Here is a 25,023-nt window from a genome sequence, read left to right on the forward strand (position 1 = left end):
CACTTACGGGAGAGCGATTCAGCAGGTCTCGGCGGGCTAATTCGAGAAGTCGTGCGGTTCCAGAATCCCCAGAAGACGGGCAGTGTGGGTCTGCCACTCCTTGAAGGGCTTCTCGGAGCCGAAGATGACCAGGTTGGCCGGAGAGAGGCCGAGATTCAGAAGGTCGAGCAGATCCGGGTCGGACTCGGGCTTGGCCAGCCACTGGCTGCAAATCGACATGATGGGTTCATGGCCTATGACCATGAGTCTGTGTTGCTTGGGCTTGGTCTCGGCCAGCTGGTCGAAAACAGCCTGCATTCCCGACTCGTAGAGGTCCTCGCGGTAGTCCACCTCGGGGCCATCACCAAATGGTTTGAGCATCCTGTCCAGGGTCTGGCGGGCGCGACGGGCACCTGAACAGACGATTCTGTCGGGGACCAGGTCGAATTTGACCAGTCCCTTACCCACCTTTCTGGCCTGCTTGAGTCCCTTCTCGGTCAGCTGCCGGTTCCTGTCCCCCTCAGGAGCTTCGGCTTCGGTCTTGGCATGGCGCATCAACATCAACGTATAGGTGCACTTGCCAGCATGTTTGGCGATCTTCTTGATATTGACACCCATTCCGAGTCCTCTCTTCGAAGGGTCGACAACTCCGCAAGAAAGCCGACCTGTCCATTATGACAGATTCGACCCCTACGAGTCGGACCTTTCCTCTGTTGGGCCCGGATACTGGTCCATGGTGCCGATTTCCTTGTCCAGATCACGAAGGACCTTGCGCAGTTTCCTGTCGGAGATATCCCGCAGCTCCAGGGAATCCAGATCCTGGTCGTCCTTTCGTGTTTCCTGCACCTGGTCGATGTCGGTCGTGTAGTCCTTGGTGGCCCGGATTTTCTTCTGAAGAGCCGTCTGACCAGGGGCCATGGCCCGGGCTACCACCAGGAAGCCGGTGTGCCCGATCATCTGATGTTCCGGTCGGACCGCCAACCCATCGGCCTTCCAGGATCGCTCCATCGTTTCCTGAATCTCGGGCTCAGTCCAATGCCCGCTCCTGCGTAACGACTCGACCATTCGACTCATCTGGGTGGTCGTCGTGATGTAGGCCGTCAGCACACCTCCGGGTGCCAGTACCCGATAAGCGGCATCCAGCCTGTTCCATGGGTCCAGCATGTCCAGGACGATTCTGTCGAAGTAGCCTTCGTCCAGGCCAGCCGCCCTGGTGTCGAAATCACCGACCAGGAGATTCCACCAGGCGGGGCGGTTCCCGTAGTAGACCGTGGCGTTGCCCATCGCCACCCGAGCGAACTCGGGCCGCATCTCGATGGTGGTGAGGGACCCATCCGGCCCTACGGCATCAAGCAGGCCGAGGCTCATGGCACCGGATCCGGCTCCCGATTCCAGGACGCGCATACCATGCCTGACATCACCCAGGGAAATGACCTGGGCGATGTCCTTGGGGTACATGATCTGGGCCCCGCGTGGCATGGAGAGGATGAAGTCCTCCAACCTGGGGCGCATGACCGTATACTGCCACCCGCCGATGGCCCGCGCCGACTTCCACGGCTTGGCACGGTCACGCTCGGCCGGTGCACTCCCGCTCGTGTCTGCATCGTCTCCGACATGACGGTCATGCCAGGCGCTGGCGGAAATGGAGGTGACGACCGATCCTTCGGGAAGACCAACCATGTCGTCATGGGGCAGAAACCCTCTATCGGTCTGTGTAACCCCGTTCGGCGAAAGCATGACGGTAAGCAACCGGCCCTTTTTGTCTGTCAGTTGCACTCGCTCGCCATAGGTCAGCGGACCGCGTCGTACACCCATCAGGATTCCTCGTTCCCCTCTGTGAACTGCGAGTTGTAGAGAGAGGCATAGGCTCCGCCCCTCTCCAGGAGTTGGGCATGTGTGCCCTGTTCGACGACCGACCCGTGGTTGACCACCAGGATCAGGTCGGCATCACGGATTGTCGAAAGCCGGTGGGCAATGACAAAGCTGGTCCTGCCAGCGCGGAGGGTGTTCATGGCCTGCTGCACCAGAAGTTCCGTTCTGGTATCGACCGAAGAGGTGGCTTCATCCAGGATCAGGATATCGGGGTCGGACAGGAAGGCACGGCAGATGGTCATCAACTGGCGCTCCCCCTGGCTGAGTTCACTGCTGTCCTCAGTCAGGACTGTGTTGTAGCCATCCGGCAGCTTCCTGATGAACTCGTCGACATGGGTGGCCTTGGCTCCCTCGATCATCTGCACATCAGGGATGGTCGTTCCCTCATTCAGACCGTAAAGAAGGTTGTCGCGAACCGTTCCATCGAACAGCCAGGTGTCTTGGAGGACCATGCCGAAGTGGCTTCGCAGCTCTTTGCGGCTGACCTTGGAGATATCCACCCCATCGATCGTGATGCTCCCGCTTTGAATATCGTAGAAACGCATCAGGAGGTTGACCAGGGTGGTCTTGCCGGCACCAGTCGGCCCCACGATGGCGATGGTCTGGCCGGGCTTGGCCTCGATGGTCAGGTCCGTAATCAGTGGTTCTTCCGGTTTGTACGAGAAGCGGACGTGATCAAAACGGACCAGCCCATCAATGTGTCCACTGCCATCCTTGCCCAGGTAATCGGGGCGATCCGGGTCGGGACGCTCCTCAGGCTCATCAAGGAATTCGAACACCCTCTTGCAGGAGGCGAGGGCGGATTGGAGCATGGTACCCATGGAGGCCAGCTGGCCGATGGGCTGTGAAGCCTGACGCGTGTACTGGGTGAATGCCTGGAGGCCACCGAGCGTCATGGTTCCGCTCAGCACGTGAACCCCTCCGACGATCACCACCACCACGAAGCTCAGGTTTCCGAAGAAGGTCGACATGGGCGTGACCAGGGCCGAGAAGAAGGACGCCTTGAATGAGGCCTGATAGAGTTCTCGGTTCTTCTCCTCGAACTCCGCCTCAGCCGCTTCCTGGTGGCCGAAGGCCCTGACCACCATGTGGCCTGAGAACATCTCCTCCACATGGCTGTTGACATGGCCGGTCTGTATCCACTGCCGGGTGAACTGGGGCTGGGTCTTCTTGAGGATGATGCCAGCGCACAGGGCCATGACCGGGATGATGACGAAGGCAATGAGCGTCAGAAGGGGCGATATGGTCAGCATCATGATGAAGGCACCGATGAGCGAAAAGACCGAGAAGAGCAGTTCGCCAAGAATCTCCTGAAGATTGCCCGAGATGTTGTCGATATCGTTCGTCGTTCGGCTCATGACCTCGCCACGCGGTGTCCGGTCGAAGTACTCCAGAGGCAGACGGTCCATCTTTTCCTCGATCTGCCGACGCATGGTGTAGACCGCATCGGAGACCAGCCTGGTCATCAGGAAGTTCTGGACCAGACGCACCAGGATGGAGACCACATAGACGCAGGTGACGAAAATCAGGATGGCGGCGAGGCGATTCCAGTCAATCCCCACACCGACCTGAACATCCATGGATGCGATCATCTGCGCGAACTTGTCCTCTCCCCTGCTTTCCAGGTGGGAGACGACAACCTCCTTGGGCGTTCCGGGCTTGACACCCATCTTGACCAGCATCGTTCCCAAAACACCTTCAAAAAGGACGTTGGTGGCCTGGCCCATGATCTTGGGACCGATGGCGATCAAAGCCACGGCGGCCATACCGGCAAGAATCATGAGGACGGCTCTCCAGGGGCTGGCCAGGAGATAACGCACCAGACGCGAAACAGTATGTCTCCGCTCGCCTTTCGGCAGTACGGGGGCCTGTGACATCTCGATCTCCGACGTCATCACTCGGCCCTCCCTTCGTCGATGCTGAGATCCTCCACGTCCGGTCCTTGTCCTCCTTGGGATTCAACGATTTCCTGATAGGTGGCACAGGTTTTCATGAGCTGGTCATGGGTACCCGTACCGACTATCCGGCCCTGGTCAAGGACCAGGATCTGGTCGGCCGTACGGATTGAGGCAGCCCTCTGCGCCACGACAATCTGCGTGGCGTGCCGGGTCACCGGAACCAGGGCCTGGTGGAGGGCCCGGTCCGTGGTCATGTCAAGAGCGGAGAAGGAATCGTCGAAGGTGTAGATCAGAGGGTTGCGAAGAATGGCTCGGGCCATGCAGAGTCGTTGCTTCTGACCTCCTGAGTAGTTGGTGCCACCCTCGGATACGCGGGCGTCCAATCCTGCCGGGTTCTCCTTGATGAAGTCCGCAGCCTGGGCAATGTTCAGGGCCTGCCATATCTGTTCATCACTGGCGTCGGGGTCTCCGAACAGCATATTGCTGCGGACGGTTCCGGTGAAGAGATTGGCCTTCTGGGGCACCGGTCCGAACAGGGTGGCCAACTGGTCGGGGTCGTACTCCTGCAGGTTGTGCCCGTCAACCAGAATTTCACCTTCAGTCACGTCAAACATCCTGCTGGCGAGACGAATTATGGTTGATTTGCCCGAACCCGTCGCCCCTATGATGGCCGTAGTGGTGCCGGGCCTGGCCGAGAAGGATATGTCGCTGAGGACGGGGTCTTCTGCTCCAGGGTAGGAGAAGCCGACATGCTTGAACTCAAGCACCCCCTTCGGGTTTTCGGGCCTGTACGGATTCTCAGGAGCCCGGATTTCACTGGTCGCTTCAAGAACCTCATTGATTCGTTTTGCCGACACGGTGGCACGAGGCAGCATGACCGACATCATTGCGGCCATCACCAGGCCCGAGAGGATGATCATCAGATACTGGATGAAGGCCTGAAGGGCACCTATCTGCATCCCGCCCGATTCAATCCGCTTGCCACCGAACCACATGATGGCGATGTTGGAGAGGTTGAGGAAGAACCAGAGCAGGGGTACCAGCATGCTCATCAGGCGGCCGGTCGAAATCAGAACGTCATAGACATCCTTGTTGGCCTTGTCGAATCGTTGCGCCTCGGTCTTTTCCCTGACGAATGCCCGGATGACCCTGACGCCGGAAATCTGCTCGCGAACAAGTCGGTTGACCGAGTCCAGCATATTCTGCATCCGGGTGAAGAGCGGCCCCATCTGCCGCAGCAGGAAGAAGGCGATAACCAGAATCACCGGGATGATGACGGCAAGGGACCAGGTGAGCGGGCCGTCCTGACGCAGCGCCAGAACCAGTCCGCCAACCAGCATGACGGGTGCCTGGAGGATGATCATGAGGGTCTGCATGGTGGTCATCTGCAGTTGTTGAACATCATTGGTTGTACGGGTTATCAGGGATCCCGCAGAGAAACGCTCTATCTCGTTAAGGCTGAATCCTTCGACCGCGGAGAACAGGTCACGCCGAAGCTCATATCCCATCCTCATGGCCAGCCGGGTGGCGTAGTAGACGGCCACGATGTTGGCGATGATCTGGAGGGCCGTGACACCCATCATCTGCCAGCCGATGCGGTAAATGGCGCCCTGGTCGCCAATGGCCACGCCCTTGTCGATGATGTCCGCCTGGAGGTTGGGCAGGTAGAGGTTAAGCGCGGTCTGTGCAACTTGGAAGATAACCAGCACAAGAACCTGTATCCAGTAGGGTTTCAAGTAGCGGGTCCATATCTTAAGCACTTCAACACCCTTCCGAGCATGCGCGTCCCCGGCGCTATCAGGACTAGAAACCGTTTTAGTGTACAACAGCAGGATGTAAGGGAGTTTTGCTTTTCCTTGAGCTGAGTTTAGGGGCGGGAATCAAGCCAGGAGGCAGGGCTGTGTCCCTCTGGTTTCAGACCGTTGCAGTGGCGAAGGCGCCCCAACGGCCTTCGTCATGTATCACCTTCAGGTTCAGGCCGAATAGGTCGCTCAGTCGGCCTCCTGTCAGCCCCTCCTCGACCGGCCCCTGGAATGTTATGGTGCCGGGGTCCGGATCGCCTGGGGTCTGGGCGCGGACGGAATCCGACATGGGGCGGCGCCCCATCATGGCCACCTTGTCGAAGCCCTCTGGAATCTCCTCAAGACGATGCGTGACCAGAACGACTGTCCTGTCCTTGTCCTCCTGCCCGATACGGCTCAGGGCCTTGAGAACCAGCTCACGTCCACCTAGGTCCAGACCCGTCGTTGGCTCATCAAGGATGAGCAGATCAGGATTGGCCATGAGGGCCCGGCATATCAGCACCCTTCCCCGCTCCCCCTCAGAGAGTCTGTACATCCGCTTTCCACGCAGGTAGGCGATACCGAACCGGTCCATGAGCTGCATGGCGGCATCCTCCTGACCCTGTGTGAACTCTTCACGCCACCGGCCCGTCGTATCGCTGAAGGCGGTCAGAACCACATCGTAAGGGTCTTCCTGGGGGTTGATGGTCTTGGCCAGCTCGGCCGAAGCGAGGCCTATCCTCCACCGGTAGGAAAACACGTTCACCTTGCCCAGACGATTTCCCAGGATTTCAACGGTGCCGCTTGACGGAAAACCTCGGGTGCTCATCATGGAGATGAGCGTTGATTTCCCCACGCCGTTGGGGCCGAAGAGCACCCACTTCTCACCCCGGCCTATCTCAAAGTCGACATGGTCGAGGATGATGCGTCCCTGACGCCTGTACTGGACGTCCTTGAGCCTGATGGCAGGTTCCCGGCGCTCCACGGTATCCGACCCGCGCTTTGCAGTCCCCTTGCTACCCGCCATGTTCCTCCACGACCTCTCAGTAATCTCGGACCTTTGGACCTGGGTTCGTCACACCGCCGTACCGTAGGAGTCCAGGTTGGGGTTGTCCTTGTATGAGCCTCCAACGAAAAAGAGCAGGACGATTCCGAAACAGAAGACACCGGCCATGGTGATGGTGCCCCATAGCGGAATGGAGGGGAACCACATGCAGACCAGGAAGGCGATGCCCGAGCCGATGATCAGCATCCAGGCGAAAATGCGCAACCACTGTCGCAGAGAGTGAGGGGCCTTGACCAGCTTGGGATTGCGATAGTTGGGGTTGCCGACCGGATTTTCATCAGGCAGTTCGGAGTGGCCCCTGGGCTTCCATTCCCCGCTTTCACCCGCTGCAAGCCTGCGGGAGCGCTCCTGGAAGGTCCTTTCATCGATCACTCCGGCCCGGCCACGATCGGCTCCCCGGTATGAGTCCTGTCCTCCCCTACGACTGCGCTTGGCCTGTGCCCTGCGTTCCGCGCGGTTGGTCATCGCACGCCTCCAATAATCCGTTGCTCGTCAATGAACCGGATGGCCGCCAGCATGTGGCGTACCATCCGGATACCGTACCAACCTATCTTAGCGTGCGATGGGAAGAGCCATCGGGCGTTGCGAAGATACGATAGGGGCCGGCAGCTCTGTTGCCCCGGTCAGGTAGCGGTCCACCGAGGCCGCACAGGAACGTCCCTCGGCGATGGCCCAAACAACCAGGGACTGACCCCGGCCGGCGTCACCACAGGAGAAGAGACCATCAACGTTGGTGGCATACCCGTCGTTACGGGCCACGTTTCCACGCTGGTCCAGGTTCACCTGCGTCTGATCCGTCAGGGTACCGGTCTCAGGGTGGGCGAATCCCACGGAAATCAAGACCAGGTCGGCCGGCAGTACCCGCTCGGTCCCCTCGACGGGAACCAGGTGATGCAGGTCGTCCTCCTCCACCTTGACGATTCGGACACCGCTGATATGGCCCTGCCCGTCCTCTTCAAACCCTGCAGGTGCCATGACCCTGTCGACCCGGGCCCGGGGATCGCCCTCGTCCAACCCGGAGGAGCGCAGTGCCTGGTCCCTGTCCAGGAACTCCAGGCTGTCGACGCTGTACTCATAGGTACCGCCTTCAGCCATGGAAGTGGTCTTCTGGTAGAGCCTCGCGTAGGTGGGCCAGGGCTGGTCGTCCGGGCGTTCCGTGGGTTCGCAGGGGCGTATCTGAAGGACCGTGACAGACCTGGCTCCCTGACGCAGGGCCGTACCCAGGCAGTCGGAACCCGTGTCCCCTCCCCCGATGATGACCACGTCCTTGCCTCTGGCATCGATGTTGTGCAGCGGTGCCTTACCCATCAGTTCACGGGTGGGGTCAGGCAGATAGTCCATGGCGTAGTGGATACCCTCCAGGCCACCGCCCGGCAGGTCGACCTTCCTGGGGACCGTGGATCCGATCGCCACTACCACGGCGTCATACCGCGAGCGCAGTTCGTCCCAGCCGATGTCGCGACCGATTTCAACACCTGTGTGGAAGCGGGTCCCCTCTGATTCCATCTGCTGGATGCGCTGGTCCAGGAGAGACTTCTCCAACTTGAAATTGGGAATCCCGTACCGCATCAGTCCGCCTATGGCATCGGCCCGTTCATAGACGACCACAGTGTGACCGGCGCGAGTCAGCTGCTGGGCACAGGCCAGTCCAGCGGGACCAGAACCCACCACGGCAACGGTCATATCAGTCAGCCGTTGCGGGGGCTTGGGACGCACCAGTCCGAGTTTCCAAGCCTGGTCGATGATGGTCTGTTCGTCCAGTTTTATCATCGTTGCCGGTTGGTGGATGGAGAGGACACAGGAGGATTCACACAGGGCCGGGCATATCCTTCCGGTCACCTCAGGGAAGTTGTTGGTCACCGAGAGGCGGTCATAGGCATCGTCCCACTTGCCCTGGCGCACGAGGTCGTTGAACTCGGGAATGATGTTGCCCAGGGGGCATGCGGTCATACAGAAGGGGGTGCCGCAGTCCATGCAGCGGGCCGCCTGCTCGGTCGTCCAGGGCTGAAGACCCGACTCGGCATGTACGTCGTTCCAGTCCCGGAGCCGCTCGGCGACGGGTCGCTCCGCCAGCTCATGCCGGGTACGGACCTTGAGGAATCCTTTGGGATCTGCCATGTCAGTGAGCTCCTTCCATGACCTGCTCGTATGTCTGCTCCCAAACACCCGGGGCGTTGAAGTCCACCTGGTTCCGTCGGGCCAGTTCCATGGCCTCCTTCATGGCCAGATACTGCCTCGGGACCACGTGGGTGAAGCGGCGCAGGGATGCGGTCCAGTTGCGCACCAGTGTCTCGGCCGTGACGGAACCGGTCTGCTCGGCATGGGACTTGACCAGGCCGAATAGCTCCTCGGCATCGCTCTCGTCGGGGACCAGGAACTTCAGAGATCCGCTCTCCTTGGCCTCGGGGTTGACCTTGGTCATGTCCAGGTCCAGGACGTAAACGTCCCCACCGGAGAAACCGGCACCGAAGTTGCGTCCGGTCGGCCCCAGGACGACCACGGTCCCTCCGGTCATGTACTCGCAACCATGGTCTCCAACACCTTCAACCACGAAGCGGCCGCCACCGTTTCTGACGGCGAATCGTTCTCCGGCCTGGCCTGCCACATACATGGAACCTGACGTTGCGCCGAAACCGGCCACGTTCCCGCAGATGACATTGGTGTGCGGATCGAACCGGATACCCTCCTCGGGCCTGACGACCAGGCATCCGCCGGAGAGCCCCTTGCCGGCATAGTCGTTGACTTCGCCATAGACCCTGATGGTCTCACCCTTGGGAATGAAGGCACCCACCGACTGTCCGGCAGACCCATGGAGAGTGATGTCGATGGTGTCTTCCGGAAGCCCCTCGGCACGGTATCTGCGGGTGATCTCGTACCCCAGCATGGTACCGACGGTCCTGTCGACGTTTCTCACAGGCTCTTCGATCCGGACCGGCTCCTTGCGTTCCAGGGCCGGGCGAGCCATCTCTATCAGCCCCCTGTCCATGGAGCCGGACAGCTCGTGATCCTGATCCTCGGTGTGATGAAGGATGGTTCCAGGTGTGGGACCGGGCTGCACAAGTACCGGGGCGAGATCGATGCCCTGGCTCTTCCAGGTCTCTACCGCCTTGTCCTGGTTCAGACACTCCACATGACCCACCGCCTCCTCAAGGGTGGCGAACCCGAGCTGAGCCAGGATTTCGCGTACCTCCTCGGCGATGTACATGAAGAAGTTGATCACGTGCTCGGGCTTGCCTTGGAACCTGGCTCGAAGCTCTGGATCCTGCGTGGCTATGCCCTGGGGACAGGTGTTCTTCTGGCAGGCGCGCATCATGACACACCCCTCCACCATCAGGGCGGTGGTGGCGAACCCGAATTCCTCAGCTCCGAGAAGTGCCGCTACGACCACATCTCGACCGGTTTTGAGCTCGCCGTCGCACTGGACGACCACCCTGCTCCGCAACCCGTTCATGATCAGGGTCTGCTGGGTCTCCGCAAGACCAATCTCCCAGGGGGTGCCTGCATGTTTGATGGCGTTCAGGGGGGCCGCCCCGGTTCCACCATCCTGACCGGAGATCAGGACCACATCGGCATGGCACTTGGCTACACCGGCGGCGACGGTCCCCACACCGAACTCGGAAACCAGCTTGACGTGGATCCGGGCTTTGGGATTGGCCATCTTGAGGTCGTGAATCAGCTGCTTCAAATCCTCGATGGAGTAGATGTCGTGGTGGGGAGGAGGGGAAATCAGCTCGACACCGGGGGTTGCACGGCGCACCTCCGCTATCCAGGGCGGCACCTTTGCCCCGGGCAGGTGTCCACCCTCGCCGGGCTTGGCTCCCTGGGCCAACTTGATCTGCAGGTCGGTGGCCGAAACCAGGTAGTCGCTGGTGACCCCGAACCGTGCAGAGGCTATCTGCTTGATCCTGCTGGTCCGCTCCGGATCGTCGATCCTGTCCTGGGATTCACCACCCTCACCGGAATTGGACCTTGCCCCTATACGGTTCATGGCCAGGGCGAGTGTCTCGTGGGCCTCCTGCGAGATGGACCCGTAGCTCATGGCTCCGGTGGAGAACCGCTTGACGATTTCAGTGGCGGGCTCCACCTGGTCCAGGGGAATCGGTTGACGTTTGGGGACCAGCTTCATCAGTCCGCGCAGGGTCATGATCCTGTTGGAGGTGTCATTGACATAACGGCTGTACTCCTTGAACAGCCCGTAGTCGCCACGCTGTGTCGATTGTTGAAGGAGGAAGATGGCCTGGGGGTCGTTCAGATGGTTTTCACCGGTGCGGCGCCACTTGTAATCACCTCCGGTCTTGAGGTTTCTGTGGGGCCTGGCGGTCCATTGATTGGGATAGGCCACCCGGTGCCTGATGGCCACCTCTTCGGCTATCTCGTCGAGACCTATGCCTCCAACCCGCGACGTGGTCCCGGTGAAGTACCGGTAGATCACCTCCTGGCTGAGTCCTATGGCCTCGAAGAGCTGGGCTCCCCGGTACGACATGATGGTGCTGACGCCCATCTTGCTCATGATTTTGAGGACCCCGGTACTCAGCGCCTTGACCAGGTTGGCGGAGGCCTGGTCCGGAGTGACACTCAGATAGCCTGAATTGGCGAGGTTCTCCACCGATTCCAAAGCCAGATAGGGGTTTACACAGGCGGCTCCGTAAGCAATGAGCAGGGCCACATGATGTATCTCACGCACGTCGCCGGCTTCGATCGCCAGGGAGACCTGGGTTCGGGTGTGGCTACGCAGGAGGTGATGCTGGACGGCGCTGGTCAGGAGAAGGGAAGGGATGGGCCCCCAGGTGTGGTTGGAATCCCTGTCTGAGAGAATCAGCACGTTGCTGCCTACCGCTATGGCCTGATCGACCTCCTGGAATATCTGATCAAGACGCTCCTTCAAGGCAGGTCCCTTTCCGGCAACCTGATAGAGGCCGCGCACCAGATAGGGCTTGTAATGCCCGCCCAGAATGCTGGCATGCTCCAGACGCTTCAGTTGTGCCATCTGGTCGGAATCAACCACAGGCAGATCTATGCGAATCTTCTTGGCGTGCTGTGGCAGATCCTCCAGAAGGTTCGGTTCCGGACCGATAGCGGAAGCGATGCTGGTCACAACCTCCTCACGCTCCCAGTCCAGGGGCGGGTTGGTGACCTGCGCGAACTTCTGGGTGAAGTAGTCGAACAGCATCCGCGACCGGTCGGACAGGACGGCGATGGGCGCATCGTTGCCCATGGAGCCTATCGGCTCCGCACCGTTCTGGGCCATGGGTCCAAGGATGAGCTTCAGATCCTCCTGGGTGTAGCCGAAGGCACGCTGACGACGCTGCACCGAAACCCTTGAGTGGTTGACATGGGCACGCTCTGGGAGGTCGTCAAGGCAGAAGGTGTTCTCGGACACCCACTTGCGATACGGATGGCTACTGGCCAGTTCGTGTTTGATCTCATCATCGGAGATGAGCCTGCCCTCATCCGTGTCCACCAGGAACATTTTCCCTGGTTCGAGGCGGCCTTTCCTCAGTATGTGATCCTGCGGGGTCTTATCCAGCACCCCGGCCTCGGAAGCCAGAACCAGGTGTCCATCGTCGGTGACCTGCCAGCGCCCGGGACGCAGTCCGTTCCTGTCCAACTGGGCACCGACCAGACGCCCATCCGTGAAGACGATTGAAGCGGGGCCGTCCCAAGGCTCGATCAGGGTGTTGTTGTATTCGTAGAAGGCCCTTAGGTCGGGGTCCATGTCCGGGTCCTTCTCCCATGCCGGCGGGAGCATCATGGATATGGCGTGCGGCAGGGAGCGACCGGCCAGGTGGAGGAGTTCCAAGGTCTCGTCAAAGGTGCCGGAATCGGATCCCCCCGGGGTGGTGATGGGCAGGAGTGGCTCCATATCGCCCAGAAGTTCGGACCTGAGACGACCCTCTCTGGCGGACATCCAGTTCCGATTCCCCTGAATCGTGTTGATCTCCCCGTTATGGGCAATGAGTCGGAAGGGCTGGGCCAGGGGCCAGGATGGGAAGGTGTTGGTGGAGAAGCGGGAGTGGACGATGGCCACCCGGGCCTTCATCGTCGGGTCCGACAGGTCAGGGAAGAACCCTGTCAGCTGCATGGTGGTCAGCATTCCCTTGTAGGTGATGGTCCTGGAGGAAAGGGAGGCGAAATAGACGCCGACTTCATGCTCGGCCCTTTTGCGGACCCGATAGGCAAGCCTGTCCAGATCGATACCGCTCCGTCGGGCCAGGTCGGCATCCTGCAGGACCAGGGTTCTGAAGAGGGGCATGGTGGAAAGGGCCTGAAGACCCAGACCATCCGGGTTTGTGGGAACCACTCTCCAGGCCAGGACCTCCAGCCCCTCTTCGACGGCAATGGCGGCAATGGCCTGTTCTTCCTCCGAGGCCTTGACCGGATCCCTGTCAAGGAAGGCCAGGCCCGCCACGTAGTGACCTGCTTGAGGCAGGTCGACATCCAGGCTGTTCCTCATGAACAGGTCGGGCATGGAAATCATGATTCCCGCCCCGTCGCCCGTGTTGGGCTCGGCACCCACGGCACCTCGATGGTCCAGGTTCACCAGAACCTGGATGGCCTCGTCGATGATTCTCCGCTCGTCCTGCTTGTTGAGGGTGGCCACCATGCCGATACCGCAGGCATCATGCTCCGCAGAGGGGTCATAAAGACCCCGGGGCTGATGGACGTGCAGATCAAGAGGAGCCTGGAAGGACACCGCAATCACCCCATTCTTGGACCGGTAGCACGACGGGGACGCTTCGGATGCCCCATTCGGCGACAGAGTAGTAGTGACTTCATAGAATAACCCATCCGCGTATCACATCCGTGTTACTTATCGGAAGTGCGGCCCCTGGAATCTCCACTGCCTCTTTCCATACAGTCGGAGAACCGAGGGGCGCGTTTCGGGCGACGCAAGATGAAAAGGTCGGGCGGAGCGCCCACCCGCCGATTACCAGGTTCCGATGGACTCCAGCACCCGCTCGACGACCAGGTCGTTCAGCAGCCTGCCTTGCCGGGTGGCTCTGACCCTGGGGCCAGCCACTTCGACAAGACCCTGATGAATCAACCCCTGCAGGAATTCCCGGGAGGGACGGCGACCCGACATGGTTTCAAGCCTATTCAGGTCCAGCCCCTCGCTCAGACGAAGCCCAAGCATGACCGTTTCCTCCAGGTTTTGGGATCCGGTAAGCACTTCCGCCCCCTGCCAGGGGATCAGGCCATGACTCATGCTCTCGGCCCAGGCCCTGGGATGGGAGATGTCCCAAGAGCGTAGCGAGGCGCCCGTCAGTTCATGGGAGTCGGGATGGGGACGCTGCCACCAGGGCAGGGTCACTTCATCATCCCGCACAGCTCCCGGTGATGCCGTGTCGTCGATATTGCATGGGTCCTGGAGTTCTCCACTCCCCGTTGAGGCGACTTCCGGGGAGTTGGTACGGCGGAATCCCGACGCGGGAGCACTCGCGGCCAATACGTTCTGGAGGTCATTGCCACGGCGCTCACTGCCCGCCTCAGCCGGAAGGTAGTGGGAATGGGCCCCAGGCCCTATGCCTGCCCAGTCCACGTTGTGCCAGTACCCAAGGTTGTGCCTGCACTCGTATCCGGGTCGGGACCAGTTCGACACCTCGTACCATCCGAGGCCGGCCGCCGACAGGAGGTCATCGGCCAACTCGTACTTGGCGGCCTCATCATCATCGTTGGGGCCGGGAAGACGGCCTGCGGCCACCGCCCTGCCCATCTTGGTGGTGGGCTCCAGGGTCAGGGCATAGGCCGAGACATGATCAACACCGAGGTCCAAGGCCGCCTCAAGACTGGTCCGCCAATCCTCAAGACTCTCCCCCGGCGTCCCGTAGATCAGATCCACACTGGCTTCGAGTCCCAGGGACCGCGCAGCCTGTACATTGGCGTCTACATTGGCCGGCGTATGAGTACGGTCCAGGGTCTTGAGTACGTCACTGACAGCCGACTGCATCCCGAAGGATACCCTGGTGAACCCACCACGAAGCAGGGTTTCCAAATAGGCTGCATCGACCGTATCGGGATTGGCCTCTGTGGTGATTTCAGCCCCTTCTTCGAGGCCCCAGAGGTCACCTGCCGCACGAACCATCCGAACAAGATCGCCAGGCGGGAGGATGGTGGGGGTACCGCCGCCGAAGAAGATAGAGGATATCGCCGGCTCGGTTATACCTCGCGACTCCTGCCAGGCCTTTGCCATCCGCATCTCGCGAATGGCAAGATCGGCATAGTTTCCCCTGCTGGCTCCCCCGCCCAGGTCGGTGGCCGTATAGGTATTGAAGTCGCAGTACCCGCAACGCCTCAGGCAGAAGGGAACATGGATGTAAACCTCGAAGGGAGGCCGTTCCTCCACCTCACCCCTCCTTCTTGGCCGCTGCGCGAATCTTGTCCTTGGTATCCCGGTCATTGGCCTGCTCGGTGCTCAGGGCCGCGATGAAGGCCTCCTGGGGGACCTCCACATGCCCCAGCATCTTCATCCTCTTCTTGCCTGCCTTCTGCTTTTCAAGGAGCTTGCGCTTTCGGGTGATGTCGCCGCCATAGCACTTGGCAAGCACGTCCTTACGCAAGGCGCTGATGGTCTCGCGGGCGATGATCCTTGATCCGATTGCCGCTTGGATGGGAATCTCGAATTGCTGCCGCGGTATGAGCTTGCGAAGCTTCTTGGTCATCATGACTCCATAGGAGTATGCCTTGTCCTTGTGGACGATGGCCGAGAAGGCATCGATCTTTTCCCCTTGGATGAGAATATCGACCTTGACCAGTTCGGCCGACTGGGTGCCGGCGCTCTGGTAGTCCAGGCTGGCGTACCCCTTGGTCCGGCTCTTGAGCTGGTCGAAGAAGTCGAAGACAATCTCGGCGAGGGGCATCTTGTAGTGCATCTCCACGCGTTCAGGACTCAGATACTCCATGGTCCCCATCTGTCCACGATGATCCTGGCAGAGTTCCATCACCGACCCGATGAACTCCTTGGGGGTGATGATGTCGGCATTGACCACCGGCTCGGTGATCTTCCTGACCTTCCCCTCCGGGAACTCGCTGGGGTTCTTGACCAGGTGTCCACTCCCGTCCTCCATGGTCACCTGGTAGGTGACGTTGGGGGCTGTGGCGATCAGATCCATGTCGAACTCGCGGCTCAGGCGCTCGGTCACAATCTCCATGTGGAGCAACCCGAGGAATCCGCACCGGAAGCCGAAGCCCAAGGCCACGGAGGTCTCAGGTTCGTAGACCAGGGCGGCATCGTTGAGTTTGAGCTTGTCCAGGGCGTCCCTGAGCTCGGGGAACTGTGCGTTGTCAATCGGGAAGAGACCCGAATAGACCATGGGTTGGGGGTCCTGATATCCAGGTAGCGGCTCTGCCGCCGGGTTGGCCTCGGAGGTTACCGTGTCGCCGACCTTGGACTGGCTGACATCCTTGACGCCGGTGATCACGTAGCCCACCTCGCCGGCCCCCAGAGCCTTGGTCGGTGCCATATCGGGGCTGATCACGCCGAGCTCGATGGGATCGTGAACGGTGCCCAGACTCATCATCCGGATTCGCTGCCGGGCTTTGAGCTCCCCGTCCACCATGCGGATGTAGGTCACAATCCCCCGATAGGAGTCGTAGACGGAGTCGAAAATCAATGCCCGCGCCGGGGCCTTGGGGTCGCCTTCGGGAGGGGGGACCTCATCAACTATCCTGTCGACCAGCTCCCTTACCCCTTCACCGGTCTTTCCCGAGACGCGGAGGACCTGGTCCACATCGCATCCGATCAGGTTGGCGATTTCCTCGGCGTGCTTGTCGGGCTCGGCAGAGGGAAGGTCGATCTTATTCAGGACGGGAATGATGGTCAGATCATCATCCAGGGCCATATACAGGTTGGACAGGGTCTGTGCCTCTATACCCTGGGTGGCGTCCACCAGAAGGACGGCCCCCTCGCAGGCTTCCAGGGCACGCGATACCTCGTAGGTGAAGTCAACGTGGCCCGGGGTGTCAATCATGCCCAGGGTGTACTCCGTGCCGTCTTTCATCCAGGGAAGGCGGACCGCCTGGGATTTGATGGTGATTCCCCGCTCCTGCTCGATGTCCATCCTGTCCAGGAAGCGGTCATGCATCTCTCGCTGGGGTACGATTCCGCTCAGTTGCAGGATCCTGTCGGCCACCGTGGACTTGCCATGGTCGATGTGGGCGATGATGCAGAAATTACGGATCAGCGACTGGTCGGTGAATCCTGGTTGATTCTTGGCATGCTCCACCGGGCTGTTCTCCTATCTAAGCTTGGATTATCGATTCTAGCCGATGCCCTGGGCCATGATCCTCCGGGAGCGGCTTCTTATCCGCAACCCGTGCTAGTATTTACGCTTGTCTGTACAGATTACATACATCGTTTGGAGCAACATTGGCAAACATCAAGTCGCAGAAGAAGCGGGTTATCACCAACGAGAAGGCACACCTGCGCAACAAGGAAGTCAAGAGCGCCATCAAGACTTCCGTTCGTTCCGTCCGCAAGGCCGTGGATGCAGGTGACAAGGAGGCCGCACAGGCCGCCTACCAGGTTGCCGCCCGCCGCCTGGACAAGGCCGCCGGCAAGGGTGTGATTCACCGCAACCAGGCCGCCAACCGCAAGTCCGGTCTGGCCACCGCCATCAACGCGCTCTGACCTCACCGGTTTTCGAACCGAACTGGACCACCATCCTAAGCGCTGGGATGGTGGTCTTTTTTGATGCCCCGACGACGGTGAACCGAGCGCTTGGACGATATGGTCACTTTCAGATCCGACCTTCCACGAAGCATGTGCCTGATGGCCGCACCTATCTGTTCATCGCTCATCGGCAGATGGGCCTTGCTGCGCTTGACCGCCCCGGGGATGACGATGTCGAATCTGACCGAGAGCAACCTGAGGGCCACAATCAGAGCAACGACGAAGAGTTCCAGCAGCATCTCAACCTCAGTGGTGTAGAACCCTCGTTCCCGGCACCGCACAACCACCAGCGTCAGGAAGCAGCCTATCAATGATGGCATGGCGTACCAGTGCTTGTCCTGAATGACCGCCGGTATCTGGTTGAGGAGGACATCCCGCAGAAGACCACCGGCCAGAGCTGTGGCCATCCCCAGGAACATGGCCGTCATCCCGCCGCTTCCCAGACCAAGGGCCTTGGCCGTGCCGTTGACCGCGAAGGCCCCCAAGGCCATGGCGTCGGTGACAAGGAGGAGCCACTTCATCCGGTCTATCTCGGGATGGGCCACGGCCACGACCAGGCCGGAGAGGATGGTTGCCAGCACGGCTCCCTTGTCCGTGATGCCAACCGGCGGCACCTGCCCCAGCATTACATCACGGACGATTCCTCCCCCGAGGGCCGTGATCCAGGAAACCAGAAGGATGGATATGATATCGAACTGCTTGCGTACAGCGGCCAGAACCACCGGCAAGCCCGCAGCTGAAGATACCCAGATACTCGATGGCCAGGAAGATCAGATTGCCCTCCAAGACGGTCTTCATGCCCCTGCCTTTCAAACGGGCCAGGTTGAACCGGCCCCGGTCTGTATTCGGTCCAAGCCTAACGGAGGTCTGTCCGCCACATGCCGGTTGCAGAAACTGAAACCATATAAAAACGGCGGACCGTATTCTCGAAGAATACCGGTCCGCCGTCCGCTCTCAAATCAGTCTCAGCAGACTTTCCACATCCAGTTGTGCGGGTCCTCTTTTTCACCCAGCTGAATGCCCAGGAGCTCGTTGCGCAGATCCATGGTGACCTGGCCTGAGCCACCGTCGGAGACCTGGACGTCGAACTCCTCCGACTTGAAGCGACCGATGGGTGTGATGATGGCTGCGGTTCCGCAGGCGAAGACCTCCGTGACCTCACCCGACCTGATGTCCTCGAGAAGGTCCTGGAGACGGATCATGGTCTCCACTACGTCGCGTCCCTGGTCATTGGCCAGCTGGATCAGGGAGTTCCTGGTCACTCCCGGGAGGATGGTTCCCGTCAGGCTGGGGGTCTCCAGATGTCCATCCTTGTGAACTGCGAACATGTTCATGCCCCCCAGTTCCTCCAGGAAGGTCTTGCTCGCCGCATCGACGAAGCAGACCTGTTCGCACCCCTCGGCCTTGCCTCGCTGCTCTCCCAGGAGGGAGGCGGCGTAGTTACCGCCGCACTTGGCGAAACCGGTGCCTCCGGGGCCTGTGCGGAACCACTTGTCCTCAACCCAGATGCTGACCGGTTTGACTCCACCTGCGAAATAAGGGCCGGATGGCGAGGCGATGACACAGTAATCAACCTCATGCGGGGCCCTCACACCCAGGAAGGGCTCCGAGGCGAACATGAAGGGACGCATATACAGGGTGTACTCGCGACGCGTTGGGACCCAACCGGCATCCTGTCGGACCAGGGCCGCCACCGAGCCAAGGAAGTCCTCTTTGCTCAGGGGCGGGAGGGCCAGACGCTTGGCGGAATTATGGAATCGCTCCGCATTGGCATCAGGACGGAAGAGCCAGATGGAGCCGTCCTCGTGATGATAGGCCTTCAGCCCCTCGAACACTTCCTGGGCATAGTGCAGCACAGAGGCTCCCGGATTCAGGGCCAGCGGACCATAAGGTTCGATTCTGCGATCGCCCCATCCTTCATCCTGGGTCCACCTCATGTGGGCCATATTGTCGGAAAAGAGCTGCCCGAAAGCCGGCTTGTCGATCAGCCCGGCTCGCTCTTCGTCGCTGGCCGGATGGTCGTTGGGCACAACCCGGAAGGAACTCGCCATGCTCTCCAGTGCTGCCGATTCATGATGTGATTGATCTGCCATTCTTGCCACTTCTTCTCACTGCTGGTTGGGTTGTTGGGCGCTGCGCTTATGACGGCGGCCGTTAAGGGAACTATGACATAGACACCAGGATGCGGAGTTTCATGTTTCACATTCTGACCGAGGCCATCCGCATGGTGTCCGGATAAGCAAAGGGGCCGGAAAGGCTACACACGCCAATCCGGCCCCGGAAGTAAGGCTACCGGTGAATCACTCGGCGGACTCCTCCGAAGAGGCCGCACCTTCGGCCCCACCCTCGGCAGAGGCGGCACCGGCTTCAGGAGCAGCGGCCTCTTCCTTCGGGATCTCGACAGAGACGATGGAATCCTCGAGATCGTCGATGATCAGTTCGGAACCTTCGGGCAGCTTGATGTCCTTGGCCAGGACCTTGTCGCCGTCGGACAGGCCTTCGACGCTGATATCGATGCGCTCGGGCAGGTTGGAGACATCGGCGCGGACCTGAAGGTTCTGGGTGTCGATGAAGGCAACGGCGGCACCCTTGGTCTCACCATTGATGAAGACGGGAACCTCAACGGTGACCTTCTCGCCCGCACGGACCTCGTAGAAGTCGACATGCTCCACCTGGCGCTTGACCGGGTTGCGCTGCACGTCCTTGACGACGGCCATCTTGGTCTTGCCATCGAACTCGATGCTGAACAGTGCGTTGGCACGACGCAGAGCCAGGGTGGTCTCACGCATAGGAAGCTTGATGTAATCAGGCTGGGCACCACCGGCGTAGATGGTGGCCGGAATCTCCTGGGCCACGCGCATACGGCGGGCTGCGCCCTTGCCGAACTGGTCGCGGACTTCTCCCGTGAGCTGGATGGTATTCGCCATGTTGTTTCCTCCTTGGTTGGTAAAGGATCGGCCTGTGTCGATCCTGGCGCATCGCCGCGTCGGATTCCAGGGCCATCCCGTAAGGAGGTCGATGACAATCACGCCGAGTCGATCACGGAGACGGAAGGCCTCCCTCGCCAAAGCAACCCGACAAATATACCACTTCCTCTGCCAGTTGCCAAGGTGGACAATAGACCGGGAATTTCCAAGACCACGGGTATCCTTGACATAACTGATTGTCATAAGGAGTCAATGTGTCGATATTAACATCGGTCAAGTCTTACGTGACGCACTATGTGGGCCATGAGGATGACCCGAAGGGGAACCCGAACACGGCTAACACTGCAGGGACTGGCCGCATGACCGACCAGGACAATACAGGACTACCCACCAAGCACTTCTGGTCTGCGGACTATGCCACCACCACCTTCATGGACCAGGGTCTGATGACGGCCCGGACCGATGGCATGGACCCGGTACCCGACACCATGACCGTGTACGACATCTACGCGGATCGTGCACGCCGCACCCCGGACAAGCCCGTGCTTCACTTCGTCGAAAACGGCGCCTGGACCTATAGGACCGGACGGGAGGTCCTGAACGATATCCGCAAGACCGCCAAGGGCTTCCTGCATTACGGCATCAAGAAGGGCGATGCCGTGGCTTTCATGTGCCGCACCAGCTACGAGTGGGACATCATCGATGCAGCGGTCCTTTCCATAGGCGGGGTCATCGCCACCATCTACGACACGGATTCCGCAGAGCAGATCCGGTTCATCGTCAACAACTCCGATGCACGACTTCTGGTCGTCCAGACGGCCGATATGAAAGCCAAGGCCGATGGAGCGGAAAAGGACTGCCCCACCCTCGAGCGCATCTCCTGCCTTGAATCCGGCCTCCTTCAGGAGCTCCAGGCCTATGGGGAATCAATCAGCGATGCCGAGTTGGACCAGCGGATCAACTCAATCAGAAAGAGCGACCTCTGCTCCATCGTCTACACATCCGGGTCGACGGCTGCGCCCAAGGGTGTGGAGATGACCCATGAGCACTACTGCCAGCTCGCCAGGAACCTGAACGCTTTCATCCCCAATCTGACGTACGATCCGGAGGGGTCCATCCTCCTCTTCCTCCCCCAGGCCCATACCTTCGCCCGAGCCATCAGCTACGGGGTGATCTATGGCGAAATGCAGGTCTACATTTCCTCTGGCCTGGCGACCCTCCTCCCCGACCTCCAGGAATCAAAACCAACGGTCATCATCGGCGTACCCCGCGTTTTCGAAAAGGTCTACAATGCCGCTTCCCAAAAGGCGGGCCACGGCATCAAGGGCAAGATCTTCTCCGGAGCGGCCGAGGCGGCACGCAAGTACATGACCGACATCTCCGTCCAGGGATGGCCCACCAAACGTGATGCCATGCGCAGGGCCATGTACGACCCAATTGTCTACAACTCACTCAGGCAGGTCCTTGGCGGCAAGACAAAATGGATTGTTTCCGGCGGCGCCCCCCTGGACCCCCAGCTCCTCGGCTTCTTCCGCGGTGCCAATGTGCCGGTCTATGAGGGGTATGGCCTTACCGAGACCACGGCCCCCTGTGCATTCAGCCCCTTGGGCACCCCTTACCATAAGGGTTCCGTCGGCATTCCTTTCCCCGGATTCACCATTCGCATCGCCCAGGACGGCGAGGTGCAGATCAAGGGAACCTGCGTCTTCCATCGCTATCACAAGAACGATTCCGCCACTGAGGATGCCTTCACTCCCGACGGATGGTATGCAACCGGCGACCTTGGGAGGATTTCACGCGACGGTTTCCTCTCCCTTACCGGAAGGAAGAAGGACCTTATCATCACTGCCGGCGGGAAGAATGTTTCCCCCAGGCCCATCGAAGAGGCCATCGAACGATCTGAAATTGTCTCCCAGGCTCTGATACTCGGCGACAAGCGGCCCTTCATCTCCGCCCTGGTGACCCTGAACGAGGAAGCACTGCGTCCCTGGCTGGCCTCCAAGGGGCTCGACCAGAACATGTCCACGCAGGAAGCCGCGGAGAATGCCGTGGTCAAGGCGGAGGTCCAAAAGTACGTCGACAAGGCCAATGAGGGTGTTTCCCGGGCGGAGTCGGTTCGCAAGTTCATCATTCTCCCCGAGGAATTCACCCAGGAGAATGGGTTGATGACCCCCTCCATGAAGGTGATTCGACCCAAGGTCATCAAGCGGTACGCCGACCTGCTCAATACGAGGATGTACGTTTCCAAGAAGACGAAAGCCACCCGCCGGTAAACAGAGTTCCACCGGACAGACAGGCGGCCGTCAATCGGGTTCATACCGACTGACGGCCGCCTGCTTTAGTATCACCGCACCTCGTTCAATCCGCATCGGACAACCCCTCCGACCGCAGAAAGAAACCGGGTTCGAATCAGAAGCCGAGCTTTTGCAGCAGCTTCGGATCCCCCTGCCAGTTCTTGGCCACCTTGACATGCAGATCGAGCGTTGCCTTCTGACCAAGGGTTCGGTTCACTGCAGTCCGCAGCTTCTTCTTGACCCTCACCAGATGCTCGGCTCGATGACCGATGATGATGGGCTTCTGGGAATCACGCTCAACATAGATGGAAACGTGCACCTGTGCCTTCTGCCCATCCTCGGGCGGCTCAATCGAATCGACGGTCACCGCCAGCGAATGGGGCAGCTCATCATCCAGCTCCTCCAGGAAGGCCCCACGAACCAGCTCTGCGATAAGATCCTCGGGCCGCTCCTCGGTCAGCTGATCCTCCGGATACATCTGAGGCCCTACAGGCATGGCATCGATAAGGACCTGCTTGACCTCCTGGACGTTGTCCTCGGTCAGGGCGCTGACCGGGACGATCTGGTCGAAATCAGCAAAGGCCGATATCTCGATGAGCTTGGACACCAACGAGTCCCTGTCCAATCGGTCTATTTTGGTCACCACTGCGATCAGGGGCTTACGCCACTGCCACTTCCCGTCCTTGTCCTTGCGGGCAAAGTCCGACCTGAGCCTGCTCAGAATCCTCTTGTCACCCGGACCGATGACCTGGTCACCAGGCAGAAGGAAGGCGATGGCATCGACATCCGAAAGGGATGCGTCCACCACATCGTTCAGCCTCTGCCCAAGAAGGGTTCGGGGCCGGTGGATGCCGGGGGTATCAACGAGAACCAGCTGGGCATGAGGATCGGTCACAATGCCTCGGATGGCCTTACGGGTGGTTTCCGGGCGTGACGATGCGATGGCGATGGGTCTGCCCACCAGGGCATTCATCAAAGTCGACTTACCCACATTGGGTCTGCCCACTACGGCCACGAAGCCCGAGCGATAAGGCTGGTCCGCAACGGCCTCGTCGGCCTCCCCGATATTGGAGGTTCCCGGATTGTTCCCGGGGACGGTCACCTCGATGTTCTTTTCCTTCATCAGTTCCTGTTCCTTGTCGTCAGTTCTGCTCATTGCCGGCAACTTCCTGGCCCATCGGTTCCTCTTCCAGGGTGATGTCCGAATCATCAGCTGGTTCCACGATGATGGCCGCTATCTTCTTCCGCCGTCCGGTTGCGTCCGCTGCCGTCAGTCTGATCCCCCTGGTCACCGCAGAGGACCCTTCAACGGGTACCGAGCCGAGCAGTTTGGTCAGGAGTCCGTAGACCGTGTCCACATCGTCCTCGTCAATATCTATCTCGAAGAGTTCTTCAAGGTCAGCAATGGATGTACGCGCAGGCAGACTCCAGGTATGCGGCCCCACCTGCTTGGGCTGATCGTGCTGGACCCTGTCGTGCTCATCCTCCAGCTCACCGACGATCTGCTCGATGGCATCCTCGATGGTGACAAGCCCCGCGATGCCACCGTACTCGTCAACCACCACGGCCAGGTGGTGTCTGGATTTCTGCATGTAGTGGAAGAGGTCATCCACGGGCTTGGACTCTGGAACCAGTACCGGCTCACGCACGAAGGACTCGATGGATCCCTCATCCTTCCGTCGTCCCAGTGATATGGCTCTGACCACATCCTTCAGGTAGACCACGCCAATCAGGTCATCCATGTCCTCCCCGATGACCGGTATCCTGGAGAATCCCGAACGGGAGAAGAGCTTCAAAGCCGCTTCAGGACTAGTGTCCTTCCCCATGCAGATCATATCCGTTCTGGGAACCATGATCTCACGTGTCAGGGTGGTGGAAAGGGTGAGGACGTTCTTGAGCATCTCCGATATTTCAGGATCGAAGGCCCCGGCCTCAACCAGCTGGTCGACCATGGCCCGGCCCTGCTCGATCTGAATCTTCTCCAACTCCTCGTCATCCGAGAGGTCACTCCGTCTGGAACCCATGGATACGGAACCGTTCATGCGCCTCTTCTTAAAAGGCGCCAGTCGAACAGCGATGGAAATGATGCGAACGTACCTGAGCAGGATTTCCAGCGGCTGCTTGGCTCCATTCCTCCGAGGACCAATAGTGACCGAAATCATGGCCACCAGAACAGCTGCCACGAGGCCGCAGACAACCTGCTCCCAGACCGGGAAACCGGCAACCTGGGTCATTCCACCCACCAGAAGGCCGATGAGGATGTCGCAGATGATCCTGAAGTAGGCGCACCCGCTTGAGGTCGCTTGGCGCTGCGAAATCAGCTTTTGGGCCTTGTGTATCCTGTCGATCCTCTTCATCCGGGAGAACTGGCTCAGGTCCTGGTCCGTCTGTAGGCCCAGAATCAGATTGTTCAGACTGGATCTGGTTACTCTGGTCACCGATCCTTCGGCCGCAGCCAGGATCAGGGAGAGACCGACGAGGATCAGTACCACCAGTGCCAGGGCAACCAGTATCAGAATCGAACGGTTGGTCATCGC

Annotated in this window: 16 protein-coding genes and 2 pseudogenes; 2 read left to right on the plus strand and 16 right to left on the minus strand. The window is 60.0% G+C overall.

All coding sequences use genetic code 11. The features are described 5' to 3' along the window. Positions 1-36: 36 nt before the first annotated feature. From BINDI_RS03515 to lepA, 11 genes and pseudogenes are all read right to left on the minus strand, one after another. A complete protein-coding gene (locus tag BINDI_RS03515; RefSeq protein ID WP_033490121.1) occupies positions 37-597 on the minus strand; it encodes a SixA phosphatase family protein in 561 nt (186 codons plus the stop codon). A gap of 72 nt (positions 598-669) precedes the next feature. Beyond that, positions 670-1,794, minus strand: coding sequence for a tRNA (adenine-N1)-methyltransferase (locus BINDI_RS03520; protein WP_033490123.1), 1,125 nt, complete (start codon positions 1,792-1,794; stop codon positions 670-672). Continuing rightward, positions 1,794-3,746, minus strand: a complete 1,953-nt coding sequence (locus tag BINDI_RS03525) for an ABC transporter ATP-binding protein (protein WP_237742919.1) — start codon at positions 3,744-3,746, stop codon at positions 1,794-1,796. The genes BINDI_RS03520 and BINDI_RS03525 overlap by 1 nt, the downstream gene beginning before the upstream one ends. After that, positions 3,746-5,509 carry an ABC transporter ATP-binding protein gene (locus tag BINDI_RS03530; protein ID WP_033490124.1) on the minus strand — a complete coding sequence of 588 codons (1,764 nt, stop codon included), beginning with the start codon at positions 5,507-5,509 and terminating at the stop codon, positions 3,746-3,748. Before BINDI_RS03530 ends, BINDI_RS03525 begins: the two co-directional genes overlap by 1 nt. Before the next feature lie 154 nt (positions 5,510-5,663). Continuing rightward, the gene (locus tag BINDI_RS03535) at positions 5,664-6,557 is read right to left on the minus strand and encodes an ABC transporter ATP-binding protein (RefSeq protein ID WP_033490125.1); all 894 of its coding nucleotides are present in this window, start codon (positions 6,555-6,557) and stop codon (positions 5,664-5,666) included. A 48-nt stretch (positions 6,558-6,605) separates the two neighbouring features. After that, positions 6,606-7,061: a hypothetical protein gene (locus BINDI_RS03540; protein ID WP_033490127.1), complete on the minus strand. Its 456-nt coding sequence runs from the start codon at positions 7,059-7,061 to the stop codon at positions 6,606-6,608. An 87-nt stretch (positions 7,062-7,148) separates the two neighbouring features. After that, positions 7,149-7,559, minus strand: a pseudogene (locus tag BINDI_RS07770) (FAD-dependent oxidoreductase); the annotation flags it as partial. Positions 7,560-7,643: 84 nt separating this feature from the next. After that, positions 7,644-8,714, minus strand: a pseudogene (locus BINDI_RS03545) (glutamate synthase subunit beta); the annotation flags it as partial. Between the two features lies 1 nt (position 8,715). Further along, positions 8,716-13,290: a glutamate synthase large subunit gene (gene gltB / locus BINDI_RS03550; RefSeq protein ID WP_033490879.1), complete on the minus strand. Its 4,575-nt coding sequence runs from the start codon at positions 13,288-13,290 to the stop codon at positions 8,716-8,718. Positions 13,291-13,524: 234 nt separating this feature from the next. After that, positions 13,525-14,940, minus strand: a complete 1,416-nt coding sequence (gene hemW, locus BINDI_RS03555; protein WP_033490129.1) for a radical SAM family heme chaperone HemW — start codon at positions 14,938-14,940, stop codon at positions 13,525-13,527. A gap of 1 nt (position 14,941) precedes the next feature. After that, complete coding sequence (gene lepA, locus BINDI_RS03560) at positions 14,942-16,819, minus strand: translation elongation factor 4 (protein WP_033490130.1); 1,878 nt, start codon at positions 16,817-16,819, stop codon at positions 14,942-14,944. 143 nt (positions 16,820-16,962) lie between these two features. On the opposite strand from lepA, the gene rpsT reads away from it, so the two are divergent. Then, positions 16,963-17,223 (plus strand): 30S ribosomal protein S20, encoded by a 261-nt coding sequence (rpsT, locus tag BINDI_RS03565; RefSeq protein ID WP_033490132.1) that lies wholly within the window; start codon positions 16,963-16,965, stop codon positions 17,221-17,223. A gap of 35 nt (positions 17,224-17,258) precedes the next feature. Here the strand turns inward: rpsT and BINDI_RS03570 are convergent, their stop codons facing one another. The 3 genes from BINDI_RS03570 to BINDI_RS03580 all read right to left on the minus strand — a co-directional run bounded on the left by BINDI_RS03570 (position 17,259) and on the right by BINDI_RS03580 (position 20,192). Continuing rightward, the gene (locus BINDI_RS03570) at positions 17,259-17,987 is read right to left on the minus strand and encodes a trimeric intracellular cation channel family protein (RefSeq protein ID WP_237742986.1); all 729 of its coding nucleotides are present in this window, start codon (positions 17,985-17,987) and stop codon (positions 17,259-17,261) included. A gap of 243 nt (positions 17,988-18,230) precedes the next feature. Further along, positions 18,231-19,358, minus strand: a complete 1,128-nt coding sequence (locus tag BINDI_RS03575) for a branched-chain amino acid aminotransferase (protein ID WP_033490134.1) — start codon at positions 19,356-19,358, stop codon at positions 18,231-18,233. Positions 19,359-19,565: 207 nt separating this feature from the next. Continuing rightward, a complete protein-coding gene (locus BINDI_RS03580) occupies positions 19,566-20,192 on the minus strand; it encodes a 50S ribosomal protein L25/general stress protein Ctc (RefSeq protein ID WP_033490135.1) in 627 nt (208 codons plus the stop codon). Between the two features lie 254 nt (positions 20,193-20,446). On the opposite strand from BINDI_RS03580, the gene BINDI_RS03585 reads away from it, so the two are divergent. Then, on the plus strand, positions 20,447-22,465 hold the full coding sequence (locus BINDI_RS03585) for an AMP-dependent synthetase/ligase (protein WP_033490137.1): 2,019 nt from the start codon (positions 20,447-20,449) through the stop codon (positions 22,463-22,465). 136 nt (positions 22,466-22,601) lie between these two features. Here BINDI_RS03585 and era read toward each other — a convergent pair whose 3' ends face one another. After that, the gene (era, locus tag BINDI_RS03590) at positions 22,602-23,642 is read right to left on the minus strand and encodes a GTPase Era (RefSeq protein WP_193345712.1); all 1,041 of its coding nucleotides are present in this window, start codon (positions 23,640-23,642) and stop codon (positions 22,602-22,604) included. Beyond that, complete coding sequence (locus BINDI_RS03595) at positions 23,629-25,020, minus strand: hemolysin family protein (protein WP_033490138.1); 1,392 nt, start codon at positions 25,018-25,020, stop codon at positions 23,629-23,631. Before BINDI_RS03595 ends, era begins: the two co-directional genes overlap by 14 nt. Between the last annotated feature and the right edge of the window lie 3 nt (positions 25,021-25,023).

The organism is Bifidobacterium [indicum] DSM 20214 = LMG 11587 (genome assembly GCF_000706765.1).
Taxonomy (GTDB): domain Bacteria; phylum Actinomycetota; class Actinomycetes; order Actinomycetales; family Bifidobacteriaceae; genus Bombiscardovia; species Bombiscardovia coryneformis.